Source organism: Metapseudomonas boanensis (assembly GCF_042232855.1).
GTDB lineage: Bacteria > Pseudomonadota > Gammaproteobacteria > Pseudomonadales > Pseudomonadaceae > Metapseudomonas > Metapseudomonas boanensis.
Genome location: NZ_CP113889.1, coordinates 1,376,063 through 1,394,785, shown reverse-complemented (window position 1 = coordinate 1,394,785; position 18,723 = coordinate 1,376,063). Strand labels below are relative to the sequence as shown.

The 18,723-nt window shown below is 63.3% G+C and carries 22 protein-coding genes; 6 read left to right on the top strand and 16 right to left on the bottom strand.

Features of this window, described 5'->3' with window-relative positions; all coding sequences use genetic code 11:
• Positions 1-66: 66 nt before the first annotated feature.
• The 3 genes from OXH74_RS06395 to OXH74_RS06385 all read left to right on the top strand — a co-directional run bounded on the left by OXH74_RS06395 (position 67) and on the right by OXH74_RS06385 (position 2,652).
• Entirely contained in the window at positions 67-858 is a 792-nt protein-coding gene (locus OXH74_RS06395; protein WP_375740530.1) for a transporter substrate-binding domain-containing protein, read from the top strand.
• A 104-nt stretch (positions 859-962) separates the two neighbouring features.
• Complete coding sequence (locus tag OXH74_RS06390) at positions 963-1,925, top strand: amino acid ABC transporter permease (RefSeq protein ID WP_375740529.1); 963 nt, start codon at positions 963-965, stop codon at positions 1,923-1,925.
• Positions 1,918-2,652: an amino acid ABC transporter ATP-binding protein gene (locus tag OXH74_RS06385; RefSeq protein ID WP_215371827.1), complete on the top strand. Its 735-nt coding sequence runs from the start codon at positions 1,918-1,920 to the stop codon at positions 2,650-2,652. The genes OXH74_RS06390 and OXH74_RS06385 overlap by 8 nt, the downstream gene beginning before the upstream one ends.
• A 186-nt stretch (positions 2,653-2,838) precedes the next feature.
• Here the strand turns inward: OXH74_RS06385 and OXH74_RS06380 are convergent, their stop codons facing one another.
• The 10 genes from OXH74_RS06380 to ubiE all read right to left on the bottom strand — a co-directional run bounded on the left by OXH74_RS06380 (position 2,839) and on the right by ubiE (position 9,315).
• A complete protein-coding gene (locus OXH74_RS06380; RefSeq protein WP_215371824.1) occupies positions 2,839-3,261 on the bottom strand; it encodes a UPF0158 family protein in 423 nt (140 codons plus the stop codon).
• A gap of 50 nt (positions 3,262-3,311) precedes the next feature.
• A complete protein-coding gene (locus OXH74_RS06375; protein ID WP_375740528.1) occupies positions 3,312-4,019 on the bottom strand; it encodes a 16S rRNA (uracil(1498)-N(3))-methyltransferase in 708 nt (235 codons plus the stop codon).
• Positions 4,016-4,810 (bottom strand): twin-arginine translocase subunit TatC, encoded by a 795-nt coding sequence (gene tatC, locus OXH74_RS06370; RefSeq protein WP_215371816.1) that lies wholly within the window; start codon positions 4,808-4,810, stop codon positions 4,016-4,018. The genes OXH74_RS06375 and tatC overlap by 4 nt, the downstream gene beginning before the upstream one ends.
• Complete coding sequence (tatB, locus tag OXH74_RS06365; RefSeq protein ID WP_375740527.1) at positions 4,807-5,238, bottom strand: Sec-independent protein translocase protein TatB; 432 nt, start codon at positions 5,236-5,238, stop codon at positions 4,807-4,809. Before tatB ends, tatC begins: the two co-directional genes overlap by 4 nt.
• A 6-nt stretch (positions 5,239-5,244) precedes the next feature.
• Positions 5,245-5,505 (bottom strand): twin-arginine translocase TatA/TatE family subunit, encoded by a 261-nt coding sequence (locus OXH74_RS06360; protein WP_375740526.1) that lies wholly within the window; start codon positions 5,503-5,505, stop codon positions 5,245-5,247.
• A 22-nt stretch (positions 5,506-5,527) separates the two neighbouring features.
• Positions 5,528-5,863 carry a phosphoribosyl-ATP diphosphatase gene (locus OXH74_RS06355; RefSeq protein WP_375740525.1) on the bottom strand — a complete coding sequence of 112 codons (336 nt, stop codon included), beginning with the start codon at positions 5,861-5,863 and terminating at the stop codon, positions 5,528-5,530.
• Entirely contained in the window at positions 5,856-6,257 is a 402-nt protein-coding gene (hisI, locus tag OXH74_RS06350; protein WP_215371806.1) for a phosphoribosyl-AMP cyclohydrolase, read from the bottom strand. The genes OXH74_RS06355 and hisI overlap by 8 nt, the downstream gene beginning before the upstream one ends.
• 81 nt (positions 6,258-6,338) lie before the next feature.
• Positions 6,339-7,931, bottom strand: a complete 1,593-nt coding sequence (gene ubiB / locus OXH74_RS06345) for a ubiquinone biosynthesis regulatory protein kinase UbiB (protein ID WP_375740524.1) — start codon at positions 7,929-7,931, stop codon at positions 6,339-6,341.
• Positions 7,928-8,545 (bottom strand): SCP2 domain-containing protein, encoded by a 618-nt coding sequence (locus tag OXH74_RS06340; RefSeq protein WP_375740523.1) that lies wholly within the window; start codon positions 8,543-8,545, stop codon positions 7,928-7,930. The genes ubiB and OXH74_RS06340 overlap by 4 nt, the downstream gene beginning before the upstream one ends.
• Positions 8,545-9,315, bottom strand: a complete 771-nt coding sequence (gene ubiE, locus OXH74_RS06335; RefSeq protein WP_215371798.1) for a bifunctional demethylmenaquinone methyltransferase/2-methoxy-6-polyprenyl-1,4-benzoquinol methylase UbiE — start codon at positions 9,313-9,315, stop codon at positions 8,545-8,547. The genes OXH74_RS06340 and ubiE overlap by 1 nt, the downstream gene beginning before the upstream one ends.
• Positions 9,316-9,456: 141 nt before the next feature.
• Between ubiE and OXH74_RS06330 the strand changes: the two genes are divergently transcribed.
• The 3 genes from OXH74_RS06330 (at position 9,457) to OXH74_RS06320 (ending at position 11,327) form a co-directional block, all read left to right on the top strand.
• Positions 9,457-9,732, top strand: a complete 276-nt coding sequence (locus tag OXH74_RS06330; RefSeq protein WP_375740522.1) for a polyhydroxyalkanoic acid system family protein — start codon at positions 9,457-9,459, stop codon at positions 9,730-9,732.
• Between the two features lie 295 nt (positions 9,733-10,027).
• Entirely contained in the window at positions 10,028-10,459 is a 432-nt protein-coding gene (locus tag OXH74_RS06325) for a phasin family protein (protein WP_375740521.1), read from the top strand.
• Positions 10,460-10,469: 10 nt separating this feature from the next.
• A complete protein-coding gene (locus OXH74_RS06320; RefSeq protein WP_375740520.1) occupies positions 10,470-11,327 on the top strand; it encodes a phasin family protein in 858 nt (285 codons plus the stop codon).
• A 98-nt stretch (positions 11,328-11,425) separates the two neighbouring features.
• Here OXH74_RS06320 and OXH74_RS06315 read toward each other — a convergent pair whose 3' ends face one another.
• From OXH74_RS06315 to hslU, 6 genes are all read right to left on the bottom strand, one after another.
• Positions 11,426-12,040, bottom strand: a complete 615-nt coding sequence (locus OXH74_RS06315; protein WP_215371790.1) for a TetR/AcrR family transcriptional regulator — start codon at positions 12,038-12,040, stop codon at positions 11,426-11,428.
• A 72-nt stretch (positions 12,041-12,112) separates the two neighbouring features.
• Positions 12,113-13,795 (bottom strand): class II poly(R)-hydroxyalkanoic acid synthase, encoded by a 1,683-nt coding sequence (gene phaC, locus OXH74_RS06310; RefSeq protein ID WP_375740519.1) that lies wholly within the window; start codon positions 13,793-13,795, stop codon positions 12,113-12,115.
• Between the two features lie 167 nt (positions 13,796-13,962).
• The gene (gene phaZ / locus OXH74_RS06305) at positions 13,963-14,820 is read right to left on the bottom strand and encodes a poly(3-hydroxyalkanoate) depolymerase (RefSeq protein ID WP_375740518.1); all 858 of its coding nucleotides are present in this window, start codon (positions 14,818-14,820) and stop codon (positions 13,963-13,965) included.
• Positions 14,821-14,972: 152 nt separating this feature from the next.
• Entirely contained in the window at positions 14,973-16,652 is a 1,680-nt protein-coding gene (phaC, locus tag OXH74_RS06300; RefSeq protein ID WP_375740517.1) for a class II poly(R)-hydroxyalkanoic acid synthase, read from the bottom strand.
• A 272-nt stretch (positions 16,653-16,924) separates the two neighbouring features.
• The gene (locus OXH74_RS06295; protein ID WP_375740516.1) at positions 16,925-17,299 is read right to left on the bottom strand and encodes a gamma-butyrobetaine hydroxylase-like domain-containing protein; all 375 of its coding nucleotides are present in this window, start codon (positions 17,297-17,299) and stop codon (positions 16,925-16,927) included.
• A gap of 67 nt (positions 17,300-17,366) precedes the next feature.
• Positions 17,367-18,704 (bottom strand): HslU--HslV peptidase ATPase subunit, encoded by a 1,338-nt coding sequence (gene hslU, locus OXH74_RS06290; protein WP_375740515.1) that lies wholly within the window; start codon positions 18,702-18,704, stop codon positions 17,367-17,369.
• Positions 18,705-18,723 lie beyond the last annotated feature (19 nt).

Sequence of the window (18,723 nt, the reverse complement as noted above, 5' to 3'; positions counted from 1 at the left end):
TGCGCGCCATGCCCCGCCAGCCGTGGGCCGCCACAAGAACAACGAGCTGCCAAATTAGGAGAAAGAATGAAAAAGTTTCTCGCTTCCCTGCTGTTTTCCGCTTGTGCCCTGACCGGCCTGGCCCACGCCGGCGTCGTCGACGATGCGGTCAAGCGCGGCACCCTGCGGGTCGGCATGGACCCCACCTACATGCCCTTCGAGATGACCAACAAGCGCGGTGAGATCATCGGCTTCGAAGTCGACCTGCTGAAGGCCATGGCCAAATCGATGGGCGTGAAGCTGGAGCTGGTGTCCACCAGCTACGACGGCATCATTCCGGCGCTGCTGACCGACAAGTTCGACATGATCGGCTCCGGCATGACCCTGACCCAGGAGCGCAACCTGCGCATCAACTTCTCCGAGCCCTTCATCGTGGTCGGCCAGACTCTGCTGATCCGCAAGGAGCTGCAAGGCAAGATCAAGTCCTACAAGGACCTCAACGACACCCAGTACCGCATCACCTCGAAGATCGGCACCACCGGCGAAATGGTCGCCAAGAAACTGATCGCCAAGGCCCAGTACCACGGCTTCGACAACGAGCAGGAAGCGGTGATGGACGTGGTCAACGGCAAGGCCGATGCCTTCATCTACGACGCGCCCTACAACGTGGTCGCAGTGAACAAGGCCGGCGCCGGCAAGCTGGTGTTCCTCGAAGAGCCCTTCACCTACGAGCCCCTGGCCTTCGGCCTGAAGAAGGGTGACTACGACAGCCTCAACTGGATCAACAACTACCTGCACCAGATCAAGCAGGACGGCACCTACGATCGCATCCATGCCAAATGGTTCAAGAAGACCGACTGGTTGAAGGAAATGGAATAAACGTAGCGGCAGTTTCCAGGCTGCAAGCTGCAACTGGCAGGTCCCGGCTCACGAGGTCGGACCTGCCTTTGTCTTTTATGGCATCGCCATGAGCGAGATTCACCGTGACTAGAAAACATCGTCGTAACTGGCCTTGGCATGTCCTGACCGGAGTGATCCTGGTGGTCATGGCCTACAGCCTCTGGTACTCCACTTCGTTGATTTCCTACGAGTGGCGCTGGAACCGCGTCCCTCAATATTTCGCTTACCAGGCCGAAGTGGCGCAGCGCGCCGCTGAATACGGCACGGTAACGGAGGTCGCCGAGGACGGCGACACAGCGCAAGTGACGCTCACCGCCGAGGGCGGCGAGGAGCAGGTGCTGAGAGTCGCTCGCGACAGCGTGCAGGTGACCCGAGGTGACGACATTTCCGAGGGCGATGTGGTGGGTGTGACCCGCCATTGGACAGCCGGCCCGCTGCTCTGGGGCCTCTGGACCACCCTGTGGATATCGGTGGTGTCGGGGGGCTTCGGCCTGGCCATCGGCCTGTTCACCGGCCTCTGCCGGCTCTCCAATAATCCCACCCTGCGTGACCTGTCCACCGTCTATGTCGAATTGGTGCGCGGCACGCCGCTGCTGGTGCAGATCTTCATTTTCTACTTCTTCATCGGCACGGTGCTGAACCTGTCCCGCGAGTTCGCCGGGGTGGCGGCGCTGGCGCTGTTCACCGGTGCCTATGTCGGTGAGATCGTCCGCGCCGGCGTGCAGTCCATTGCCCGTGGGCAGAACGAGGCCGCACGTTCCCTGGGCCTCACCGCCGGGCAGTCGATGCGCCATGTGATCCTGCCGCAGGCGTTCAAGCGCGTGCTGCCGCCGCTGGCCGGACAGTTCATCAGCCTGGTCAAGGACACCTCGCTGGTCTCGGTGATCGCCATTACCGAACTGACCAAAAGCGGTCGCGAGGCGATCACCACATCCTTCTCGACCTTCGAGATCTGGTTCTGCGTCGCCGCGCTCTACCTCGTCATCAACCTGCCGCTGTCGCAAATCGCCAGCCGTCTGGAGCGGAGGCTCGGTAAAAGTGATTGAAGTCCGCAACCTGGTGAAAGTTTTCGATGCCCGTGGTCATGAAGTACGCGCTGTGGATAACGTCAGCACCACCGTCAAGCGCGGTGAAGTGGTGGTGGTGATCGGGCCGTCCGGCTCCGGCAAGTCCACCTTCCTGCGCTGCCTGAACGGCCTGGAGGAACTGGACTCCGGCTCGGTGAGCATCGACGGCGTCGACCTGGCCGACCCGAAGACCGACGTGAACGCCTACCGCCGTGAGGTGGGCATGGTGTTCCAGCACTTCAACCTGTTCCCGCACATGACCGTGCTGGAAAACCTCTGCCTGGCCCAGAAGGTGGTGCGCAAGCGCGGCAAGGCCGAGCGTGAGGACAAGGCCCGCGCGCTGCTGGCCAAGGTCGGCATCGCGCAGAAGGCCAACGAGTACCCCTCGCGCCTCTCTGGCGGCCAGCAGCAGCGCGTGGCCATCGCCCGAGCCCTGTGCATGGAACCGAAAGTGATGCTGTTCGACGAGCCCACTTCGGCGTTGGACCCGGAAATGGTCGGCGAGGTGCTCGACGTCATGAAGGCGCTGGCCGTAGAGGGCATGACCATGGTCTGCGTCACCCACGAAATGGGCTTCGCCCGTGAAGTGGCCGACCGCGTGCTGTTCTTCGACCACGGCAAGCTGCTGGAAGACGCGCCGCCCGCGCAATTCTTCGCCCAGCCCCAAGACCCGCGCGCGCAGAGTTTCCTGCGGCAGGTGCTCTGAGGGCGGGTGAGGGGCCGCTGTGCGGCCCTTCGCGAATGTACTCGCACCCACAGGCGTGCACGGTTGGCCCCCTCTCCCACTGGGAGAGGGCTGGGGCGAGGGACGCCGAGGTTAGTGCGGCCTCCAAGTGCAGGGTTTCGGCCTGCTCGGAAAATGGGTTCGCCCCTACAGGCGTGCACTTCAGTATCAGTGCAGCGGAGTCGCGGGCTGCAATTGGTTCTCTTCCAGCCAGTCCTGCGCCAGTTCGCGCAACCTGTTGGCTTCGAAGGCGTGCCAGGCCTCCAGCAGCACGGGATACTCCATCAGCACGTGGCGGAAGGTGCGCGCTGGCTTGCGGCCTGCCAAGGCCTGCTCCAGGGCGGCGTAGGCATGGGGATGGACCACCTCGAGAAGGAATTCCTGCATCAGCCGCAGTTCTTCGCCCTGCCCCAGCGGCTCCACCAGCAGGAATCGCTCCGGCTCTTCGCGCAGCAGGGTTTCCAATTCCGGGTCGGCATCCTCCTCGGGGATGAGCAGGACTTTGCCGCTCAGCAGGTCAAGGTAATGGTCGAGGCCTTCGGTATTGAGGGCGAAGGCCAGTTCGTCGAGGTCGATGGTCAGCGGGCGCATAGGCTTCTCAAGGGCGAGGGGATGGCTTCAGCCTACGCCAGCGCCGCGTCTCAGAACAACCGTGCAAGCAAGGCCGTGACGGCCGTCTCTACGCGCAGGATGCGCTCGCCAAGCTGGACGGGTTGCAGGCCTGCTTCCTGCATCTTTTCCACTTCGTAGGGAATCCAGCCGCCTTCCGGGCCAATGGCCAGGGTGATGGGGCGTTCCACCGCGCGTGGGCAGGCCGGGTAGTTGCCGGGGTGGCCGACCAGGCCGAGGGTGTCCTGAGCCAGCTGCGGCAGGCGGTCCTCGACGAAGGGCTTGAAGCGCTTTTCGATGATCACCTCGGGCAGCATGGTATCGCGGGCCTGTTCCAGGCCGAGGATCAGTTGCTCGCGGATACTCGCCGCTTCGAGGAAGGGCGTCTGCCAGAAACTCTTTTCCACCCGGTAGCTGTTCAGCAGCACCAGGCGCGGCACGCCCATGGCGGCGACGGTCTGCAGCACGCGACGGAGCATCTTCGGGCGCGGCAGGGCTAGCAGCAGGGTGATGGGCAGCTTGCCCGGCGGAGGCTGGTCGAAGCTGACTTCGAGTTCGGCGCAGTCCGCCTCCAGGCGCAACAGGCGCCCCTGGCCCATCTGGCCACCGACTTGGCCGACCCGCAGGCTGTCGCCTTCTTCGGCCCGGTGCACCTCATGCAGGTGTTTGAGCCGACGACCCTCAAGCCGCGCGCGATCCGCCGAAATGAAGTCGGCGTCCTCCAGAAGTAGCAGGTTCACGGACGAGTCGCGGGGGGCTGGTCGCCGGAATCTTCGGCACCATCTTCGGGGTGGTCGCCGCGCTTGCGGATCAGACTGCCGCAGAACAAGCCGACCTCGTAAAGCAGCCACATGGGCACGGCCAGCAGGGTCTGGGAGAAGATGTCCGGCGGCGTCAGCACCATGCCGACGACGAAGCAGCCGATGATCACGTACGGGCGGATGCGCTTGAGGTATTCGACGTTCACAACGCCGATCCAGATCAGCAACACCACCGCCACTGGAATCTCGAAGGCCACGCCGAAGGCGAAGAACAGCGTCATGACGAAGTCGAGGTAGCTGCTGATGTCGGTCATCATCGACACGCCTTCCGGGGTCACGCTGGCAAAGAAGTGGAAGATCAGCGGGAACACCAGGAAGTAGGCGAAGGCCATGCCGCCATAGAACAGCACGATGCTCGACACCAGCAGTGGCAGGGCGATGCGTTTCTCATGCTTGTACAGGCCCGGCGCGATGAAGCCCCAGACCTGGTGCAAGATCACCGGCATGGCGAGGAACAGGGCCACGACCATGGTCAGCTTGAAGGGCGTGAGGAAGGGCGACGCCACGTCGGTGGCGATCATCGTCGCGCCTTCCGGCAGGTACTGGCGCAGGGGCGCCGAGACCAGGGTGTAGATCTTCTGGGCGAAGTAGAACAGGCCGGCAAAGATCAGGAAGATGGCCGCCACGCAGCGCAGCAGGCGCGTGCGCAGTTCGGTGAGGTGCGAGACCAGGGGCATTTCCTGGTCTTGTTCCGGCTTCTGGTCGCTCATGGGATGCGGGACGGCTGCTGCGGTTCGGGGGGCGGCTGGGGTGTCGTGGGCGTGTCGGTGGCTTGCACGGCGGCTGCCGGAACCGGCTCCGGCGCAGGCTGGGCAGCGCTGGCGGCGGGCGGGGCAGTCGTGGCGCTGGCCTGGGGCGCCAGGGCGCTGTCAGGCGTAGCAGCATCGGCCGCGGGGGGCACAATGCTTTCCTTGATCTGCCGCTCCAGCGACATGATGTGTTCGTTATGCAGCTGACGGCGGATCTCGTCGGCGCCGATCTCGCGCTCGACCTCCTGCTTGATCGTGTTGAAGCTGCGCTTGAGGCGGCCGATCCACAGGCCGGCCGTGCGCGCAGCGCCGGGCAGCCGCTCGGGGCCGAGCACCAGCAGTGCGATCAGGCCGATCAGTAGCAGTTCACCGAAGCTGATACCGAACATGTGTCATCAGTCCTTGCGGGTGACCGGGTCCTGCACTTTCTGCGCCTGGCCGTCGATGGTGTGCGGCTGGTTCAGGTTGGCGCCGGGCTGTTGGGCGGCAGGCTGCTCGGGAGCCTTGTCGCCGCCCTCCTCGGTGTTCATGGCTTTGCGAAAGCCCTTGATGGCCTCGCCGACGTCGGAGCCAAGGTTCTTCAGGCGCTTGGTGCCGAAGACCAGCACGACGACGATGAGAATGACCAGCCAGTGTTTCCAGTCGAAGATACCCATGGTGCGTTCCTCTTGATTGTTGTCAGGCGGAGGGCTGACGGGCTGCCTTCTCGGCGTGCCCGGACAGGCCGAAGCGACGGTCCAGTTCGTCCAGTACGGCCTGGGGATGCTGGCCGAGGGCGGCGAGCATGATCAGGCTATGGAACCAGAGGTCGGCGGTTTCGTAGATCAGGTCGCTGCTGTCGCCACTGGTGGCGGCATCCTTGGCGGCCAGGATGGTTTCCACCGCTTCCTCGCCGACCTTCTCCAGGATCTTGTTCAGGCCCTTGTGGTACAGGCTGGCAACGTAGGAACTGTCGGGCGCGGCATTTTTGCGCGCTTCCAGAACCTCGGCCAGGCGGCTGAAGGTGTCACTCATGGCTATGTCCTGCGGTGTAGATGGCATGCGGGTCCTTGAGTACGGGGTCGACGGTCTTCCAGCCGCCGTTCTCGAATACGCGGTAGAAGCAGCTTTCCCGGCCAGTATGGCAGGCGATGCCGCCGAGTTGTTCGACCTGCAGGATGATCACGTCGGCGTCGCAGTCCAGGCGCAGCTCATGGAGCTTTTGCACATGCCCGGACTCCTCGCCCTTGCGCCACAGTTTGCCACGCGAGCGGGACCAGTAGATGGCGCGCTGCTCGGCGACGGTGAGGGCGAGGGACTCGCGGTTCATCCAGGCCATCATCAGCACGCGGCCTGTCTTGTGGTCCTGGGCGATCGCCGGCACCAGGCCTTCTGCACTCCAGTGAATCTCTTCCAGCCAGTCGTTCATTTGGTCTTCCACAACCTGGGCCGCCCCAGCCTGGGCGCGGCGCTTGAATCGAATAAGTGTGCCAGTGCAGCACGGGGCTGGCTATCGGCGCAGCACCAGATATAGACCGCCGGCCAGCATCAGCCAGCTCGGCCAAGCCTCGACAATGGCTGCGAGCCCTTGGGTGGCTGCACCTGCGATCAGTAGGGCGCCGAGCAGGCGCGCAGCCCATTGCGGCTCGCGCGGTGCTTCGTTTTTCTGCGTGGCGGCGGCGGGCAGAGACAAACGTTCCAGTGTCTCGCGAGCCATCTGCGACAAGTGCGGCACCTGCTCGGCCTGCTGCTGCAGGTTGCGCAGCAGGTGCAGGGGGCTGATGCGCTCACGCATCCAGCGTTCGAGGAAGGGTTGCGCGGTGGTCCACAGGTCCAGGTCGGGGTAGAGCTGTCGACCGAGGCCTTCGATGTTCAATAGAGTCTTCTGTAGCAGCACCAGCTGCGGCTGCACTTCCATGTTGAAGCGGCGAGCGGTCTGGAACAGGCGCAGCAGCAATTGGCCGAAGGAAATGTCTTTCAGCGGCTTCTCGAAGATGGGCTCGCAGACGGTGCGGATGGCTGCTTCGAAGTCATTGACCTTGGTTTCGGCCGGTACCCAGCCGGAGTCGATGTGCAGCTGGGCGACGCGGCGGTAGTCGCGCTTGAAGAAGGCAATGAGGTTGCGCGCCAGGTAGTCCTGGTCCTCGGGGGTGAGGCTGCCGATGATGCCGCAGTCGATGGCAATGTACTGCGGATTCCAGGGCTGTCGCGTGCTGACGAAGATGTTCCCCGGGTGCATGTCGGCGTGGAAGAAGCTGTCGCGGAACACCTGGGTGAAGAAGATCTCCACGCCCCGCTCAGCCAGCAGCTTCATGTCGGTACGCTGGTCGGCGAGGGTGGCGAGGTCCGTCACTGGGACGCCGTAGATGCGCTCCATCACCAGGACTTTGGGTCGGCACCAATCCCAGTAGACCTGGGGCACATAGAGGAGGGGCGAGCCTTCGAAGTTGCGGCGGAGCTGGCTGGCGTTGGCCGCTTCGCGGAGCAGGTCGAGTTCGTCGTAGATGGTCTTTTCGTAGTCGTCGACCACTTCCACCGGGCGCAGGCGCCGCGCATCGCTGGAGACGCGTTCGGCCAGGCGGGCGATCAGGAACAGCCAGGCCAGGTCCTGGCGGATGATCGGTCGCAAGTTGGGACGAATGACCTTCACCACCACTTCTTCGCCGCTCTTCAGCTGGGCAGCATGCACCTGGGCCACCGAGGCGGAAGCCAGCGGCTCGACGTCGAAACGGGCGAATATCTGGCTGACCTTGGCACCGAGTTGCTCCTCGATACGGGCGACGGCCTTTTCAGGTGCGAAGGGCGGCACCTGGTCCTGCAGGCGCGCCAGTTCGTCGGCAATGTCCGGCGGCATCAGGTCGCGGCGGGTGGACAGCAGTTGGCCGAACTTGATGAAGATCGGCCCCAGGTCCTCCAGGGCGCGTCGCAGGCGTTCGCCGCGGCTCAGCGACAGTTCCTTGCGGGGCAGCCAGCGCCAAGGCAGGGCATAGCTCAGCGTACGCAGCCACCAGGGCAACGGCAGGTCGAGCAGCAGGTCATCGAGCCGGTAGCGGATAATGACCTGTTGGATGCGCAGCAGACGGCGGATGGCGAGCAGCTTCATGCGGAGGGCTTGTTTCTCGGGGTCAGGCGTTCGACGCGGGCATCGAGACGGTCGAGGGCGAGCTTGAGACGGTCCAGTTCGGTAAAGCGGGCGTCGGCTTCACGCCGGCCGACCAGGGTGCGGGATTCCTCTGCCAGGTAGTCGGCGAGGTTCTGCCGCAGGCTGTCCAGGCTTTGTCCGGCCCAGCCAGCGCGGCTGCGCAGGTGGCCGGCGAGCAGTTGGGTGCCTACCGGGCCGAGCCAGCGCGATAGTTCGTACTCCCAGTCCAGCTCCAGGTCCTGGAGGATCTCGGCCAGTTCCAGCAATGCGGCGCTATCGCCGTCCAGGCTGACTTCCGGGCTGTGCAGGATGGTTGACTTTTCTCGCGTGGTGGCCAGTCGCAGCAGGCTGGAAGCGGGGGCGCGCAAGCGGCAGTCGGCAGGGGCGGCCCAGTGGGTGGCCAGCTTGAGGCCGTCGCTTCCAGGTAGCAGGAACAGCCGCAACGCGGGGCTCTGGCAGTCGACCTCGATGACCGAGCCTTCCAGAGCGGCCATGCGCGGCAACGCGGTGCTGTCCAGGGTCAGCACCCGGTTGAGGCTGAGCTCAACGCCTGCGAGCAGCGCCTGGGTCAGCATCAGGGCTTGATGCCGCGGTGCAGGGCGACGATGCCGCCGGTCATGTTGTGGTAGGTGACGCGCTCGAAACCGGCTTCACCCATCATCGCCTTCAGCGTTTCCTGGTCCGGGTGCATGCGGATCGACTCAGCCAGGTAGCGATAGCTCTCGGCGTCGTTGGTGATCAGCTTGCCCATCAGCGGTAGAAGGCTGAAGGAATAGGTGTCGTAGGCCTTGGACAGCAGGGCGCTGGAAGGTTTGGAAAACTCCAGAACCAGCAGGCGGCCACCCGGCTTGAGCACGCGCAGCATCGAGCGCAGGGCTTCGTCCTTGTGGGTGACGTTGCGCAGGCCGAAGGCGATGGTAACGACATCGAAGTGGTTATCGGGGAAGGGCAGTTTCTCGGCATCGGCCTGGACGAAGCTCACGTTGCCGGCCACGCCGCTGTCGAGCAGCTTGTCGCGGCCGACCTTGAGCATGGAGGCGTTGATGTCGGCGAGTACCACCTCTCCGGTCAAGCCGACCAGGCGCGAGAACTGGCGGGTGAGGTCGCCCGTACCGCCTGCGATATCCAGCACACGGTTGCCCGGACGCACACCCGACAGTTCGATGGTGAAGCGCTTCCAGAGACGGTGGACGCCACCGGACATCAGGTCGTTCATCAAGTCGTATTTGGCTGCCACCGAGTGGAAGACTTCGGCGACCTTGGCTGCTTTCTGGCTTTCCGGAACCTGCTGGTAGCCGAAGTGGGTCGTGGGTTCGGCATCGCTGCCTTTGCGCGGGTCGTTCATGTCGCTGCCACCGGATTTGAATGGCGGCCATTCTAATGCCCGCGCCCCGCTTTGTCTTGGCGACGGAACGTGCTCCACACGGCCAGGGCCCGCGGGGCCTGTTATAGTCGCGCGACCATAGGTCGCAGTGAGGAGAAGTCCATGGCCCGTATCCATGTCGAACGTTCGCATAACCTCGGTCACGAGGCGGTGCGCGAGAAGGCCGAGAAGCTGGCTGAGCGCCTGGCGCGCGAGTACGACGTTCGCTACCAGTGGCGTGGCGACACGCTGGAGTTCAAGCGTAGCGGCGCCGATGGGCAGATCGAAGTGAGCAACGACAAGGTGCGCGTGGAGGTCAAGCTGGGCCTATTGCTTTCGGCTATGAGCGGCAGCATCAAGCGCGAGATCGAGAAGGCGCTGGACGATTATCTGGTCTGAGGGGCTCGCCCGGCGTTTTCGACTGCTGAAACACCCACGTAGTTTGGGCAGAGCGGAGCGAAGCCCAGCAGGTGCTGCATGTTGTGCCCCGGATCGTTGGGCCGGGCGGTGTTCCACTTCGCCAAGCTCAGACCTGCGCGGCCCGCACCAACCTACGGTGCCGCTTCGCGAATGATTTTGCCCCCCACCACCAAGCCCATTGCGCGGCTAGTATGCGGTTTCTAATTTTCCTCGCTACCTTGCGCTCAAGCCCTGAGAAAGGGCGAGTCATCGTCCATTCCGCGTGAGGTGCACCATGGCCAGAGTAGCCGCCAAAAAGAAAGTCGAGAAAGTAGAAAGCAAGACCACCGTTCTGGCTGACGTTAAGCTCTACGCCCGCAAGATCTGGTTGGCAGGCCTGGGCGCTTATGCCAAGGCTGGTCAGGAAGGCGTCGATTATTTCAAGGAGCTGGTCAAGGCTGGCGAAGGCGTCGAGGAGCAAGGCAAGAAGTTGGTCGACGAGCAGGTCGAAGCCGCCAACAGCCAGTTCGACTCCGTGAAGAGCAGCGTCACCGAGGTCAAGGGCAAGGTCGAAGTGCAGTTCGACAAGATCGAGAAAGCGTTCGACGACCGAGTGGCCAGCGCGCTCAATCGTATTGGCATTCCCTCCCGCAAGGACGTCGAAGTACTCTCTGCTAAGCTTGATGAGCTGAGCGCGTTGCTCGAACACGTCGCGCGAACCAAATAAGGAGAGCAGGATGGCTGGCAAGAAGAAAACCGATAAAGACACCAACTCCTGGATCGGCGAGGTCGAGAAGTACTCGCGCCAGATCTGGCTGGCGGGCCTGGGGGCCTACTCGAAAATCAGCAACGACGGCACCAAGCTGTTCGATACGCTGGTCAAGGATGGCGAGAAGGCCGAAAAACTGGCCAAGACAGAAGTGGACAAGCAGGTTGACGCCGTGAAGTCGAAGGTCGGCTCGCGCGTCGGCTCCGCCAAGTCCAAGGTCGAAGAGGTCAAGGACAAGGCGTTCGGTAAGTGGAGCGAGCTGGAAGAGGCGTTCGACAAGCGTTTGAACAGCGCGATCTCCCGCCTGGGCGTGCCCAGCCGCGGTGAGGTGAAGGATCTGCAGAGCAAGGTCGATAGCCTGACCAAGCAGCTGGAGAAAATCACCGGTGTTTCGGCGAAGTCGGTCAAGCCCGCTGCCAAGGCAGCTGTGAAGCCGGCAGCCAAGGCCGCAGCGAAACCTGCTGCCAAGCCTGCCGCAAAAGTGGCAGCCGCCAAACCCGCGGCTAAGGCGGCGACCAAGCCCGCTGCGGCCAAGGCGGCCGCGAAGCCTGCTGCCGCTGCCAAGCCTGCCGCTGCAAAACCGGTGGCCAAGCCTGCAGCCAAGGCCGCGGCAAAACCTGCGGCGGTTGCCAAGCCTGCTGCTGCGAAGAAGCCAGTAGTGAAGAAACCCGCAGCGCCGAAGGCTGCCAAGCCTGCCGCTCCAGCACCAGCCCCTGTCCCAGCTGCTGCTTCGACTGCTGCTGCTCCAGCACCTGCGCCAACCCCGACTGCTGCACCGGCTGCCGTTCCGACACCCTCGGCAGCACCGGCTACCAGCCAGTCCTGAGTTTCATCGCAGTAACGCAAACGCCCGGCTTCGCCGGGCGTTTTGCTTTCAGCTACGTATCATTGCGTGTTGCGACCTTTCGCATGTTGCCTGGGACTTCAGGCCTCCAGATAACGCCTGGCGAGGCTTTCTGCGGCATGGCGGGATCCAGGCCGCAGGTGCGGGGCCACCAGCATCATCACCTGGTACACGACCAGGCGGATCTCGCCACCGCTACCGAGCACGCGCTGGTAATCCAGAGAGAACAACAGAGTCAGGGTGATCTGTTCCACCAGCTGGCCGAGCGCGTCGGTGTCGCTGACCAGTTGTTGCTCCGCCTTGAGGCGGGCGAGCAGGGTGGCGAGCGTGCGCTTGAGGTGGTTCAGCCAGCTGCGCATGCCTTTGGCCAGCTTGGGCAGGCGTCCGGCGAGGTTGGACAGGTCCTGGAACAGGAAGCGGTACTGCGCCAGCCGCTCGACGATCAGGTGAAGGAACAACCAGTAGTCTTCTGCATCCAGCTGCGCGTCTGCCGGTGGGTCGAGGAGCGGTGCCAGTGCTTCCTGGAAACGCTCGAACAGTGCCATCACTAACGGCTCCTTGCCGTGGAAGTGGTAGTAGAGGTTGCCCGGGCTGATGCCCAGCTCGGTAGCGATTTCCAAGGTGGTGACGTTGGGTTCGCCGTTGCGGTTGAACAGGTCGAGGGCACATTCGAGGATGCGGTCGCGGGTCTTCATCCAGTCTTCTTGTTGGGCTGACGAACGTAGTGGCCGGTACGCCTTTGGCGGCGCTGCCGGCCGGTTTCAAGGTCAGCGCACATGCACATACGTGCCGGGCGCAGCCTCCATGGCGGGGTAGTCCTGATTTCCGAGGGCGGTCAGGGTTTCCCGTTGCTCTCCCGAGCGCTCCTGGATCCAGCCGAGCCACTGTGCCCACCAGCTGCCCTCGATGTGCTTGGCATCGTAGTACCAGGCCCGTGGGTCGGAGCTGAGCTTGCCGTTTTCGAAGTAGTTGGCCTTGGGGTTGCCAGGTGGGTTGAGGATGCTCTGGATATGCCCGCTGTTGGACAGCACGAAACGACTGTCGCCACCCAGCAGCAAGGCGGAACGGTAGACAGCGTCCCAGGGGGTGATGTGGTCATTGATCCCGGCGACACTAAAGCTGTCGACGTTGACCTTCTGCAGGTCGATCGGGGTACCGCAGATCTCCAGGCCACCGCTGCGGGTAAGCGGGTTGTGCTTGAAGAAGTCGAGCAGGTCGCCGTGCAGGGCGGCTGGCAGGCGAGTGTTGTCATTGTTCCAGTAAAGGATGTCGAAGGCCGGCGGTTGGCGACCCAGCAGGTAATTGTTGACGAAGTAGTTCCACACCAGATCGTTGGGACGCATCCAGGCGAACACCTTGGCCATGTCCTTGCCGTCCAGCACGCCTTGCTGGTACGAGCGGCGCTTGGCGGCTTCCAGCGTCTGCTCGTCGGCGAAGAGCATGGCGGGACTGTCGACCTGGCTGTCCAGCAGGCTCACCAGGTAGCTCGCGCTGCCGACCTTGCGCAGCTGCCGGCGGGCCTGCAAATGCCCTTGCAGGGCCGCGATGGTCAGACCGCCAGCACAGGCACCCATCAGGTTGACCTCCTTGCTGCCGGTGATGGCGCGACAGACATCCAGTGCCTCCTCCAGCGCCTGAACGTAGGTGGACAACCCCCACTCGCGATGGCGCGCATCGGGGTTGCGCCAGCTCACCACGAAGACTTGCAGACCATTCTTGAGAGCGTACTGGACGAAGCTTTTGTCGGGGCTGAGGTCGAAGATGTAGTACTTGTTGATCTGCGGCGGCACGATCAGCAAAGGGCGCAGGTACTGCTTCTCGCTCATCGGCTTGTACTGGATGAGTTCTAGCATCTCATTGCGAAAGATCACTGCACCTGGCGTGGTGGCAAGGTTGCGGCCCACTTCGAAGGCCTGCTTGCTGACCTGGCTGGGCATGCCGTCGTTGTGCAGCAGGTCGTCCACCATGTGGCGCAGTCCGTTGACCAGGCTGAGGCCGCCGGTGTTGAACAGCTCCTTGATCGCCACGGGGTTGAGCAGGCTGTTGGTGGGTGCCAGGGCATCGCTGAGCTGGGCCAGGACGAAGCGTGCACGGGCACGGTCATCATCACTGAGGTCGCTTTCCTCGATCCATGCGGCGAGCTGTTTTTGCCAGGCGAGGTAGACCTGCAAACCCCGCCGATAGAACGGGTTGAATGTCCAGGAGGGATCGGCGAACCGACTGTCCTGCGGGTTGGGTTGGTGCAGCGTGTCGCCGAGCAGGACACGGCTGACCTGGCCGCCGAAGGCCAGCATGTGCCGGGCGCTGTGCACGGGGTGGCGGAGCCCTTGCAAGGCAAGGTTGCGGACGGTGGAAAACAGGTCCTTGCCGCGCAGCCCGACAATGGCGTTCTGTGCGTTCATGAAGGCTGCTGGCACCGGTAAGGTGCCCTGTACTTGTTTTTCTCGCATGGGCAACGCTCCGTATTCGGTCCGTGGTTCGGGAGGTTTACAGCAAGGCTTGTACCATTCGGCGACAGATGTGCATTGCAGACTATCGTGGGCAGAATTCAAGTTGGTTACAGCATGCACCAGGCTGGGGCGAGAGGTTATGGGCGCGCCCCCGCGCAGGGCGTTCGTCAATGTCCGCGCAGCGGGACGGCCTGGGGATGAATCACCGCGCGCTGCCGCTCTTCGGCGAGGAACTTCATGATGATCGGCGCTACGGTTTCGGCGCGGGTCACCAGGAATAGGTGGCCGTCATCGATCACATGGAGTTCCGCATTGGGAATGCGCCAGGCCAGCAGGCGCATGTTCACCAGCGGGATGATCGGGTCGTCGTCCCCTGCCAGCACCAGGGTGGGCTGACGGATGCGATGCAGCCAGTGGATGCTGGTCCAGCCGAGGCCGGCGAACAGCTGCCAGTAGTAGCCCATCTTGCCGGACGAGCGCACCTTGCTCGCATGCGCCATGGCCAGCCCCGGGTCGCGGCGGAAGGCGCCGCCGTAGATATCGGGTGCGATGTGGACGCCATAGGACGGCTGGATGTACCGCCTTGGGCTGGCCATGCGCCAGAGCACCTTGGGCTTGCCCGGCACCATGATCGCGCCCGCCGAGGTGGCAGCGAGGATGAGCTTCTTGCAGCGCTCCGGGTAGTCGTGGGCGAACTGCTGGGCCAGAGCTCCGCCCCAGGACACTCCGATCGCACTGACCTGGCCATAGTCCAGGTAATCCAGCATGCGTGCTGCCAGCTTGGCGAGCCCGGCGAATCGGTATGGCGTGCTGGGCGTAGATGAACCGCCGACACCGGGTACATCGAACGCAATCACTTCCAGGTCCGGGTCCAGTGCCTGGACGAAGGGAAAGACCAACTCGAGGTTGGCCCCGATGCCGTTGAAGATCAGCAAGGGCGTCATGTGCGACTGCCCGGGGCGGACAGCGGTGCGGACGGTCTGGCCATCAAGCTCGATGGTGCGGAACACGAAAGGTAGCGGCATGCGCAGGGCCCTTTAGTCAAAAACGCAGTGGGAGGTCCGCTCGGACCTCCCCTGCAACCGCCAGGCGGTGCCTGGTTGCGCCGCCGGACTCGCGGGGCGGCGCGTTGGACACATCCCGGTGCCTAGGGCAGTGTTGCGCAGGGCGCAAACCATCAACGCTCGTGTACATAGGTGCCGGGGGATGCCTCCCCTGCCGGGTAGGCCTTGTTGCCCAGGGTGAAGTTGGCCTTCTTTGTCTTGCCGGAGCGTTCGGCCATCCAGCTCTGCCAGTACAGCCACCAGGAGTCGGCGTGCTTGGTGGCTTTCTCCAGCCAGGCCTTGGGGTCGGCCGGCAGCTCGGTGCCGGTGGAGAAGCGCGCCTTGGGGTTGCCGGGCGGGTTGAGGATGCTCTGGATGTGCCCGCTGTTGGACAGTACGAACTCGCACTTGCCGCCCAGCAGAAGCGCCGAGCGGTAGCAGGCTTCCCAGGGCGTGATGTGGTCGGTGGTGCCGGCGAGGCAGAAGAAGTCGCAGGTGACCTGCTTGAGATCGATCGGCGTGCCGCACACTTCCAGGGCATTCGGCCGGGTCAGGGCGTTGGTCTTGAACATTTCGACCAGTTCGCCGTGGAAGGCCGCGGGCAGACGGGTGGTGTCGTTGTTCCAGTAGAGGATGTCGAATGCCGGGGGCTCGTTGCCCATCAGGTAATTGTTGACCCAGTAGTTCCAGATCAGGTCGTTGGGGCGCATCCAGGCGAAGACCTTGGCCATGTCCTTGCCTTCGAGAACGCCAGCCTGATAGGAGCGGCGCTTGGCGGCCTCCAGGGTCATCTCGTCAGCGAACAGGGCGACCTGGTTATTCAGGTTGAAGTCGAGGACGCTGACCATCTGGGTGAAGGCGTTGATCTTGTTCTCGCCGATAGCCTGGTAGTGGCCGAGCAGGGCAACGGTGGTGATGCCGCCGGAGCAGGCGCCCAGCACGTTGAGGTCCTTGCTGCCGGTGATCTTCAGGATCACATCGATGGCTTCCTTGAGCGCTCCGATGTACGTCGAGAGGCCCCATTCGCGCTGCGCCTTGGTCGGGTTGCGCCAGCTGACGATAAAGGTCTGGAAGCTGCTGCGCAGGCAGAAGCGTGCCAGGCTCTTTTCCGGCGACAGGTCGAACACGTAGAACTTGTTGATCTGTGGTGGCACCACCAGCAGTGGGCGCTCGTGGACCGATTCGGTGATGGGCTTGTACTGGATGAGCTCCAGCACGTCGTTGCGGAACACTACAGCGCCTTCGGTGGTGGCGAGGTTTTTGCCGACCTCAAAGGCATCCATGTTCACCTGGCTCGGCATGCCGCCATTGTTGACCAGGTCCTTGGCCAGGTGCGAGAGGCCATCGAGCAGGCTCTTGCCGCCGGTCTCGAAAAAGCGCTTGACCGCCGCGGGGTTGGCCATGGTGTTGGTCGGAGCCATGGCTTCGGTCATCAGGTTGATGACGAAGTGGCCACGGCTGGTGTCCTGGCCCGAGAGGTTGCTGTCCTCGATCCACTCGTGCAGCTCCTTGCGCCAGGCCAGGTAAGTCTGCAGGTAGCGGCGATAAAGTGGGTTCTGGCTCCAAGCGGGGTCGTTGAAGCGGCGGTCGTCGGATTCGGGTTGCAACTCGGACTGGCCGAGCAGGACGTTCTTCAGTTCGAGACCGAAGTGGGCGACATGCTTGGCGCTGTGAATGGGTTGTTTGATGGCTTGCAACAGCACCATCCGGGCTGAAGTCAGCAGATCCTTGCCACGAATTCCTATCACCGGGTTGAGGTTCAGGGTGTGTTCCGAGGCTTGACGCTGCAGGTCTTCATTGTTCTTGTTGCTCATCTACGACGCTCCATTGTCCTGAGTCGATTGCCCTGTCGCTGGGTAGGGTTACATCGCTCGGGTTACCGGGTGGCGAAGCGAACTTCGCGTATTTCTCATCATCTGGCGTAGCCAAATGCATGGAACCTGCCAGAGTTTGGTTACCCGAGTTTTTCAGTTTGCGCAAGCGGATCGCAGAAAGGCCGCTGCCCGATGAGTATGGCGAGCGGCATTAGAAAAAGCGCCCTAACCTTGGGCGAAGAGATCGGAAGTGGTGCGTGCGGTGCACCAGCTCAGAGCATGAGCTTGACGATGGACTCGTCTGGGTCGCGGGAGCGGCCAGCGGCGGCCAGGGCTTGCAGGTATTCGCTCCAGAGCGACTCCTGGCGAGTGGACAGTTCGTAGAGATAGTCCCAAGTGAACAGGCCACTGTCATGTCCGTCATCGAAGGTCAATTTGAGGGCGTAGTTGCCAGCTGGCTCCAGCTTGGTGAGGCCGACGTTTATCTTGCCGTGTTGCAGCACGGGTTTCCCGTGTCCCTGGACTTCGGCGGACGGGGAATGCACGCGCAGGAATTCGGCGGTCAGGGTGTAGCTTTCGTCGGGCCCGTACTTGAGGGTCAGAGTCTTCGACGCCTTGTGCAGTTCGATGCCGCTGGGGATCTTCATGGGGTGAAACTCCGTCATGGACCCATGCTCCGGGCGGCCGGATGCCGCCCGAAGTGGGTCGCGCTCATCAGAGAATGTAGCGCGACAGGTCCTCATCCTGCGCCAGTTCGCCGAGGTGGCCATTGACGTAGGCAGCGTCGATGCGGATCGGCGTTTCGTCATGCTGGGCGGCGAGGTCGCCGGCACTGAAGGACACTTCTTCCAAGAGGCGTTCAAGCAGGGTGTGCAGGCGACGGGCACCGATGTTCTCGGTCTTCTCGTTGACCTGCCAGGCGATTTCCGCGAGGCGCTTGATGCCGTCCGGGGCGAACTCGATGTTCAGGCCCTCGACTTTCAGCAGCGCTGTGTACTGCTCGGTGAGCGAGGCGTGAGGTTCGGTGAGAATGCGCTCGAAGTCCTCGGGGCTCAGGGCCTTGAGTTCCACGCGAATCGGTAGGCGGCCTTGCAGTTCCGGCACCAGGTCGCTGGGCTTGGACAGGTGGAAGGCGCCGGAGGCGATGAACAGGATGTGGTCGGTCTTGACCATGCCCAGCTTGGTGTTGACGGTGCAGCCCTCGATCAGCGGCAGCAGATCGCGCTGTACGCCTTCGCGAGAGACGTCGGCACCGCCGACGTTGCCGCGCTTGGCGACCTTGTCGATCTCGTCGATGAAGACGATGCCGTTCTGCTCCACCGCTTCCAGGGCGGCTGCCTTGAGTTCCTCCTCGTTGACCAGGCGCGCGGCTTCTTCGTCGCGGACCAGCTTCAGGGCTTCCTTGACCTTCAGCTTGCGGCTCTTGCGCTTGCCTTTGCCCAGGTTGGAGAACAGGTTCTGCAACTGGTTGGTCATCTCCTCCATGCCGGGCGGGGCCATGATCTCCACGCCAGCTGGGGACTCGGCGACTTCAATGTCGATCTCTTTATCGTCCAGCTGGCCTTCGCGCAGGCGCTTGCGGAACAGCTGGCGGGTGTTGGAGTCCTCGCGCACCGGCTCTTCGCCGAAGCCCTGGCGGGCCGGCGGCAGCAGCGCATCGAGGATACGATCTTCGGCGGCGTCCTCTGCGCGGTAGCGCACCTTGTGCATCTCCTGCTCGCGCATCATCTTGATCGCCGCATCGGCGAGGTCGCGGATGATCGACTCGACGTCACGGCCGACATAGCCCACTTCAGTGAACTTGGTGGCTTCGACCTTGAGGAACGGTGCGTTGGCCAGCTTGGCCAGGCGACGGGCGATTTCGGTCTTGCCGACGCCAGTCGGGCCGATCATCAGAATGTTCTTCGGCGTCACTTCCGCGCGCAGCTCGGCCGGCAGCTGCATGCGCCGCCAGCGGTTACGCAGGGCGATAGCGACGGCGCGCTTGGCGTCGTCCTGGCCAACGATGTGGCGATTGAGTTCGTGGACGATTTCGCGGGGCGTCATGGACATAAAAGGGTGCTCCAGTACC